We start from the raw sequence: 7,808 nt of genomic DNA, 5'->3' as shown, positions 1-7,808 counted from the left end.
ATCTGCCGCGGGAACCCGATCGTTCCCGCGACAGATCGCTTGCTGGAAGGTCAGTCCAGGACGACGCCGGAGGGGGATGCTGCGAGCGCAAGGGCCTCGCGGGTCGTCGGCGCGACGACGTCGGGCCGGTCCGGCCCGTCCCACGACCGGCCGTGGGAGACCCAGGCGGTCCGTGTGCCCGCCGCGCGCCCGGCCGCGACGTCGGCGTGGCCGGCGTCGCCGACCATCCACACCTGCTGCCGGTCGACGTCGGCCGCGCCCAGCCGGTCCAGGGCGATCTCGAGCAGGCGCGGGTCGGGCTTCGCGACGCCCTCCTCCTCGGACACCACGACCGCGTCGACGTGGTCGCCGAGGCCGCAGCGCGCGATCTTGCCGCGCTGCTGGGCCGACGTCCCGTTGGTCACGACGGCCACCCGGTCCCCGGCCCCGCGCAGCGCGTCGAGCGAGGAGACGACGCCGTCGTACGGGCGCACGCCCTCGAGGATCCCCGCGCGGAAGCGCTCGATCGCGGCGGGCACGTCGTCGTCCCAGCCGAGGCGGTCGATCAGCACGCGGGCGAGGGCCGCCTTGGAGCCGTGCCCGCCCTCGTCGGCCGTGAGGATCGCGGCGAGGTCGCCCGCGGACCCGCCCATGACCTCGACCTCCCCGGTCGCCCACGACGCGAACGCCTCCGCCCGGCCCACCAGCGTGTTGTCGAGGTCGAGCAGCCAGATCATGACCGTGAGGCTAGCGGGCGCCGGGCGCCGGGCGCCGGGCGGCGCCCGTCTCGCGTCAGTCGCGCGCGAGCGCCGCGAGCGCGTCGCGCACGGCGTCCTCGGCCCGCATCCGCTGCTGGCCGATGATCTGGTCGCGGCTGGCGTGGTCGAGGAACGCCACCGGCAGGCCGACGTGCACGAACGGCGTGCGCACGCCCTGCTCCCCCGCCCGCTGGGCGGTCATGGCTCCGACGCCGCCGTCGACGACGCCGTCCTCGATCGTCAGCACGAGATCGTGCTCGCCGGCGAGCTTGACCAGCGCCTCGGGCACCGGCAGCACCCACGTCGGCGCGACGACGTCGACCGCCAGGCCGTGCGCGGCCAGGGACTCGCCCGCCGCGAGCGCCGTGCCGACCATCGACCCGACACCCACGACGAGCACCTTGCGCCCGTCGCCCGCGCTGCCGCCACCCGGCACGTGGCGGGCGACGACGTCCACGCCGTCGAGCTCCTCGAGCGCCGGGATCGCGTCGGCGAGCGCGCCCTTGGGGTAGCGCACCACGGTCGGCGCGTCGTCGACGTCCACCGCCGCGCGCAGGGCCGCGCGGAGGGTGGGCTCGTCGCGGGGGGCGGCGAGCCGCAGCCCGGGGACGATGCGCAGCATCGCCATGTCCCACATCCCGTTGTGGCTGGCCCCGTCGTCGCCGGTGACGCCGGCCCGGTCGAGCACGAACGTCACGCCCGCCCGGTGGAGCGCGGCGTCCATGAGCACCTGGTCGAAGGCGCGGTTGAGGAACGTGGCGTAGACGGCGACCACCGGGTGCAGCCCGGCGAAGGCCATGCCGGCCGCCGAGGTCGCGGCGTGCTGCTCGGCGATGCCGACGTCGAAGGTGCGGCCCGGGAACTCCTGCGCGAACGGCGCCAGGCCCACCGGGTGCAGCATCGCCGCGGTGATGGCGACGACGTCCGGCCGGTCGCGGCCGATCTTCACGATCTCGTCGGCGAAGACCTTGGTCCAGCCGAACCGCGACGGCGCGACGGGCAGCCCGGTCTCGGGGTGGATCTGACCGACGGCGTGGAAGCGGTCGGCGACGTCCTGCTCGGCCGGGGTGTAGCCGCGCCCCTTCTCGGTGATGGCGTGCACGATCACGGGCCCGCCGTAGGCCTTGGCCCGGCGCAGCGCCTGCTCCATCGCCGCGACGTCGTGCCCGTCGACCGGGCCGACGTACTTCAGGCCGAGGTCCTCGAACATGCCCTGCGGCGCGACGACGTCCTTGATGCCCTTCTTCAGCCCGTGCAGCCAGTCGTACGCGAAGCGGCCGGGCGCGCCCGTGCGGTGCAGGGTGCGCTTGCCCCACGACAGGAACGCCTCGTAGCCGCGGGTGGTCCGCAGGGTGTCGAGGTGGTTGGCCACGCCGCCGATCGTCGGCGAGTAGGAGCGCCCGTTGTCGTTGACGACGATGACGAGCCGGCGGTCCTGCGACGCCGCGATGTTGTTCAGCGCCTCCCAGGCCATGCCGCCCGTGAGCGCGCCGTCGCCGATGACGGCGGCGACGTGCCGCTCCGGGTGCCCCTGCACGGCGTTGGCCTTGGCCACGCCGTCGGCCCACGACAGCGCGGTGGAGGCGTGCGAGTTCTCGACGACGTCGTGCTCGGACTCGGCGCGCGAGGGGTAGCCGGACATGCCGCCCGCCTTGCGCAGCGCGGAGAAGTCCTGCCGGCCCGTGAGGAGCTTGTGCACGTACGCCTGGTGGCCCGTGTCGAAAACCAGGGTGTCCCGCGGGGACGCGAAGACGCGGTGCAGCGCGATCGTCAGCTCGACGACGCCCAGGTTCGGCCCGAGGTGACCGCCGGTGCGCGACACCTGGTCGACCAGGAAGGCCCGGATCTCCGCCGCGAGCTGCGTCGTCTGCTCCGGCGAGAGCCGGCGGACGTCCTCGGGCGAGCCGATGCTGCTCAGCAGGCTCATGCGTTCCTCCCCGTTCATAACCACACCACTCTAGGCGGTCCCGCCCCGTGGTCCGGGACGTCCCGCGGACGGCGCTCCGCCACGTGCGGGCGAGCGAGAGGGTAGTTTCGACCCTGCCGACGGGAACACGTGACCGCCGGCGAGCGTTCGGCAGAGGGACGACCCAGGAAGCTCGTCCTCTCCCGACACATCTCTCAGGGGACACCTGTGCGCTTTCTCGACGGGCAGCAGCCCACCACCGACCTCACCTACGGCGACGTCTTCATGGTCCCGTCCCGCTCGGACGTGACCAGCCGCTTCGACGTCGACCTCTCCACCGACGACGGCACGGGGACGACGATCCCGGTCGTCGTGGCGAACATGACGGCCGTCGCGGGCCGCCGGATGTCCGAGACGGTCGCCCGCCGCGGCGGCATCGCGATCATCCCGCAGGACATCCCGGTCGACGTCGTCGCCGACGTCGTGGCCGACGTGAAGTCGAAGGACCCGGTCATCGAGACGCCCGTCGTCGTGGCGCCCACGGACACCGTCTCCACGGTGCTGACGCTGCTGGGCAAGCGCGCGCACGGCGCGGCGGTCGTGGTGGCCGACGGGAAGCCCGTGGGCGTCGTCACGGAGGGTGACTGCGCCGCCGTCGACCGGTTCGCCCAGGTGCACCAGGTGATGTCGGACGACGTCGTCGCGCTCGATGCCGCGGCGATCGACTCCGAGGGGCTCGAGGCCACGTTCGAGCGCATGCACGCCGCCAAGATCCACCTCGCGCCCGTCGTGCGCGACGGCGTCCTCGCGGGCGTCCTCACCCGCAAGGGCGCCGTGCGCTCGTCCGTGTACCGGCCCGCGCTCGACGCCGCCGGCCGGCTGCGGATCGGCGCGGCCGTCGGCATCAACGGCGACGTGGCCGCCAAGACCCGCGAGCTGCTCGACGCGGGCGTGGACGTGCTGGTCGTCGACACCGCGCACGGTCACCAGTCGAAGATGCTGCAGGCCCTCGAGGCCGTGCGCTCCGTCGACCCGCAGGTGCCGGTCGTGGCCGGCAACGTCGTGACCGCCGCCGGCGTGCGCGACCTCGTCGCCGCGGGCGCCGACATCCTCAAGGTCGGCGTCGGGCCGGGCGCGATGTGCACCACGCGCATGCAGACCGCCGTGGGCCGCCCGCAGTTCTCCGCCGTGCTCGAGTGCGCGGCCGCCGCGCGCGAGCTCGGCAAGCACGTGTGGGCCGACGGCGGCGTGCGCCACCCCCGCGACGTCGCGCTGGCGCTGGCCGCCGGCGCGTCGCAGGTGATGGTCGGCTCGTGGTTCGCCGGCACGTACGAGTCGCCCGGCGACCTGCACGACGACGGCACGGGCCGCCTGTACAAGGACTCGTTCGGCATGGCGTCCGCGCGGGCCGTGGCGGCGCGCACCGCCGGGGCGGGCACCGCCTTCGGCCGCGCGCGCAAGGCCCTCTACGAGGAGGGCATCTCCACCGGGAAGATGTACGTCGACCCCCTGCGCCCGGGCGTCGAGGACCTGCTCGACGAGATCACCTCGGGCCTGCGCTCCAGCTGCACCTACGCCGGGGCACGCACGCTCGGGGAGTTCCACGAGCGCGCGCTGGTCGGCGTGCAGTCCGCCGCCGGCTACGCCGAGGGCATGCCGGTCGCGACGAGCTGGTGACCCGGCGGTGAGCTCGGGACCGAGCGCGGGGACCTCCGCGGGGACTCCGGGAGCCGGCGGGTACGCGGCCCGCGCGCAGCTCGCCGCCCTGGCGGCGGACGGGTCCTTCCTGGCCGACTGGGGGCTGGCGCGGGGCGACCTGGACGCCGCGTCCGCGCGCCCCGCGGCCGTCCTCGTGCTCTTCGGGGTGCTGGACGACCTCGCCGCCGACCACGACGCCCAGGCGCTCGCCGTCGCGCAGGACCTCGACGTGCTGCTCCTGGAGCGCGCGGCGACGCTGCGCTCGCACGCCGGGCAGGTCGCGTTCCCCGGCGGCCGGGCCGAGGACGGCGAGACGCCCGTCGACGCGGCCCTGCGCGAGGCCGTCGAGGAGACGGGCCTCGACACGACCGGCGTCGAGGTGCTCGGCACGCTCGCCCAGCTCCCGATGCCGGTGAGCAACCACCTCGTGACGCCGGTGCTCGGCTGGTGGGCGCGCCCCACCCCCGTGCGCGTGGTGGACGTCGCGGAGTCGGCGCACGTCTTCCGCGCGCCGGTGGCCGACCTGCTCGACCCCGCCCACCGCGTCACGACCGTCCTGCGGCGCGCCGGGCGCACCTGGCGCGGGCCGGGGTTCGAGGTGCTCGACGGCGCGGGAGTGCCGCACCTGGTGTGGGGGTTCACCGCGGGCATCCTCGACGCGGCGTTCGACCGCCTCGGGTGGACCGAGCCGTGGGACCACGCCCGCGAGCGCGAGCTCTGAGCCACCCGCGCCCGCGCCGTCGTCGACCCCCTCGCCTGGGATGATGCCCGGGTGCCTGCCGCCGAGATCGACGTCGACGTCCGCCTGACCCGCGCGCTGCTGGCCGAGCAGCACCCCGACCTGGCCGACCGCCCGCTGGAGGTCGTCGCCCACGGCTGGGACAACGTCATGGTGCGGCTCGGCGACGACCTGGCGGTGCGGCTGCCACGGCGCGCCCTGGCCGCGCCCCTCGTCGAGCACGAGCAGCAGGCGCTCCCCGCGCTGGCCGCCCGGCTCCGCGCGGCGGCGCCCGACGTCGTCGTGCCCGTGCCCGTCCGGGTGGGGCGACCGAGCGCGGCCCTCGGCTACCCGTGGGCCTGGAACGTCGTGCCGTGGGCGGACGGGGTGAGCGCGGAAGCGACGCCCGTGGCCGCCCGCACCGCCTGGGCGCGCACGCTCGGCCGCCTCCTCGCCGCGGTGCACACCCCCGCCCCGGAGGATTCGCCGCCGAACCCGGTGCGCGGGGTGCCCCTGCGTGAGCGTGCCGAGGCGCGCGAACCCGCCGCCCTCGACGAGCGTCTAGCGGTGGTCCCGGCGGCGGCCCGGGGGGCCGCGCGCCGCCTCTGGGAGCGCGCGCTGGACGCGCCCGCCCACGACGGCCCGCCCGTGTGGCTGCACGGCGACCCGCACCCCGCGAACCTCGTGGTGGTCCCCGGCGAGGCCGGGCGGCCGGACCGGCTGGCCGCCGTCGTCGACTGGGGCGACGTGACGTCCGGCGACCCCGCCTCCGACCTGGGGTCGCTGTGGCTGTGCTTCGACGCCCAGGGCCGGGCCGCCTGCCGGGCCGAGATCCAGGCCCTGGCCGACGGGGGCAGCGGCTGGGACGACGCGACGTGGGCGCGCGCCGCGGGCTGGTCGCTGCTGTACGCGACGAACATGCTCGCGCACCCCGAGCAGCACCCCCGCATGGTGCCGATCGGCAGGCACGCCCTCGCGTCGCTGCTCGACGGCGCCGCCTGAGCGGCGGACGGCGCGGCGGAAGGCATCGCTCTGGCAGACTCGAGGCATGGCCCGCGACGCGCAGAAGACCACCTGGACCGACGCCGACCCGCGCGCGGTCGTCGCCGCCGTCGCGCGCCCCGCGCGCCGGAGGGACGCGGAGGCGCTGCTCGCGCTGATGGGGCGCGCCACCGGGCAGCCCCCGCGGATGTTCGGCACGTCGATCGTGGGGTTCGGCGAGTACCGGTACGCCTACGCGAGCGGACGCACGGGCCACGCGGCCGCCGCCGGGTTCTCCCCGCGGGCGGCGGCGTCGGTTGTCTACCTCTCCGACGGCGTCGAGGCGCACGCCGACGCGCTCGCCCGCCTGGGCCCGCACACCACCGGCGTGGGCTGCCTCTACCTCAAGGACCTCACGCAGGTGGACCTCGGCGTCCTGGAGGAGGTCGTCGCCGCGTCCTACGCCACGCTCACGGCGGGGACGTACGGGCTGCGGGCGCGCGAGGGCGGCGACCCGGCGTCGGCGCCGCGCTGACCCGCACCGGCACGATCAGACCGCGGCGAGGGCCGCCGGGTCCGCGCCGCGCGCCACGAGCGCCCCCCGCACGGCCGCGAGCGCGCGGTCGTAGACGGCGTCGTCGCCGAGCAGCAGCGAGCCGTCGTTGGCGGCGTTCAGCATCGCGGTGATCTCGAAGGCGAGCTGGTCGACGTCGGCGCCGGCCGCGAGCTCCCCGGCCTCCACCGCCAGCTGCGCGTGCCGGCGCAGGTAGGACGTCCAGTCGCGGTGGGCCGTGACGACCGCGTCGCGCACCACCCCGTCCTGCGTGTCGAACTCGACTTCCACCGTGCGGAAGAAGCAGCCGCCCGCGAACACCCGGCGGCGGGAGTAGTCCGCCCAGCACCGCACCAGCGACCACAACCGGGCCAGCCCCGGCCCTGCCTCCCGCGCGGGCTCGACGACGGCCTCGACGAACATGCCCCGGGCGTGCTCGACGGCCGCGAGCTGCAGGCCCTCCTTGCCGCCGAACAGGCCCGCGATGCCGCTCTTGTTGACCGGCAGCCGCGCGGCCAGCGAGCCAAGCGTGAGGGCCTCGAGCCCGCGGACCGACGCGTCCTGGACGGCGAGGTCGAGGACGGCGCGGCGCGACCGGTCCCCGCGCACGCGGCGGCCGTCGGTCGGCGCGTCGCCCGGGTCGCCCGTCGGGACGGGGGTCGAGCGGACTGTCGGGGTGGTCGGCGCCTCGGTGCTCACGGGATGAGTGTACGACCGTTCGTTCAGTGTTACTGTGCGAACGTTCGTACAGATATCTCGTGGCCCTTACCTGGAGGTCGTCGTGCCCTACGTCCCCGCCCCCGTCAGCACCGGCCTGCGCGCGCTGTCCGCCGTCGCTCCCCCGCTCGCGGTCCGGGTCGCCGCCCGGGCGTTCTGGCACGTCGGCGCGCCCGCCGACGTCCGCCCCTCCGACCGCGCCGTGCACGAGCGCGCCCGCCGGGGCGCGGTCCTCGTCGACGGCGAGCGCGTCGTGACCTACCGGTGGGGGGACCCCCCGGCGCCCACCGTGCTCCTCGTGCACGGCTGGAAGAGCCGGGCCTCGCGGTTCGCGGGGCTCGTCACGTCCCTCGAGGCCGCCGGCCTGGGCGTCGTGTCGTTCGACGGCGTCGCCCACGGCGCGTCGAGCGGCCGCCGCATGTCAGCCCTCGAGCACATGGCGGCGATCCGCGCCGTGCACGACGCCGAGGGGCCGTTCAACGCCGTCGTCGGGCACTC

General features: G+C 76.0%; 8 protein-coding genes. 5 read left to right on the top strand and 3 right to left on the bottom strand.

Annotation, left to right across the window (positions count from 1 at the left end):
• Positions 1–50 precede the first annotated feature (50 nt).
• Both ACFWEK_RS16120 and dxs read right to left on the bottom strand, forming a co-directional pair.
• Positions 51–716: an HAD family hydrolase gene (locus ACFWEK_RS16120; protein WP_430554683.1), complete on the bottom strand. Its 666-nt coding sequence runs from the start codon at positions 714–716 to the stop codon at positions 51–53.
• 55 nt (positions 717–771) lie between these two features.
• On the bottom strand, positions 772–2,664 hold the full coding sequence (gene dxs / locus ACFWEK_RS16115) for a 1-deoxy-D-xylulose-5-phosphate synthase (RefSeq protein WP_430554682.1): 1,893 nt from the start codon (positions 2,662–2,664) through the stop codon (positions 772–774).
• Positions 2,665–2,871: 207 nt separating this feature from the next.
• Here dxs and ACFWEK_RS16110 point away from each other — a divergent pair, with 207 nt between their 5' ends.
• From ACFWEK_RS16110 to ACFWEK_RS16095, 4 genes are read left to right on the top strand one after another with little or no spacing between them, the layout of a single operon-like run.
• Positions 2,872–4,320: a GuaB1 family IMP dehydrogenase-related protein gene (locus ACFWEK_RS16110; RefSeq protein ID WP_430554681.1), complete on the top strand. Its 1,449-nt coding sequence runs from the start codon at positions 2,872–2,874 to the stop codon at positions 4,318–4,320.
• A 7-nt stretch (positions 4,321–4,327) separates the two neighbouring features.
• The gene (locus ACFWEK_RS16105) at positions 4,328–5,062 is read left to right on the top strand and encodes an NUDIX hydrolase (RefSeq protein ID WP_430554680.1); all 735 of its coding nucleotides are present in this window, start codon (positions 4,328–4,330) and stop codon (positions 5,060–5,062) included.
• 51 nt (positions 5,063–5,113) lie between these two features.
• Positions 5,114–6,061, top strand: a complete 948-nt coding sequence (locus tag ACFWEK_RS16100; RefSeq protein ID WP_430554679.1) for an aminoglycoside phosphotransferase family protein — start codon at positions 5,114–5,116, stop codon at positions 6,059–6,061.
• Between the two features lie 46 nt (positions 6,062–6,107).
• Entirely contained in the window at positions 6,108–6,575 is a 468-nt protein-coding gene (locus tag ACFWEK_RS16095; protein ID WP_430554678.1) for a DUF1801 domain-containing protein, read from the top strand.
• A gap of 15 nt (positions 6,576–6,590) precedes the next feature.
• Here the strand turns inward: ACFWEK_RS16095 and ACFWEK_RS16090 are convergent, their stop codons facing one another.
• The gene (locus tag ACFWEK_RS16090) at positions 6,591–7,292 is read right to left on the bottom strand and encodes a TetR/AcrR family transcriptional regulator (protein WP_430554677.1); all 702 of its coding nucleotides are present in this window, start codon (positions 7,290–7,292) and stop codon (positions 6,591–6,593) included.
• A gap of 82 nt (positions 7,293–7,374) precedes the next feature.
• Between ACFWEK_RS16090 and ACFWEK_RS16085 the strand changes: the two genes are divergently transcribed.
• The coding region (locus ACFWEK_RS16085; RefSeq protein WP_430554676.1) for a serine aminopeptidase domain-containing protein at positions 7,375–7,808 on the top strand (434 nt) is incomplete at its 3' end.

Source organism: Isoptericola sp. NPDC060257 (assembly GCF_042726645.1).
GTDB classification, from domain to species: Bacteria; Actinomycetota; Actinomycetes; order Actinomycetales; family Cellulomonadaceae; genus Isoptericola; species Isoptericola nanjingensis.
Note: the sequence above shows the minus strand (reverse complement) of the source record. Positions and strands in the feature narration are given on the sequence as shown.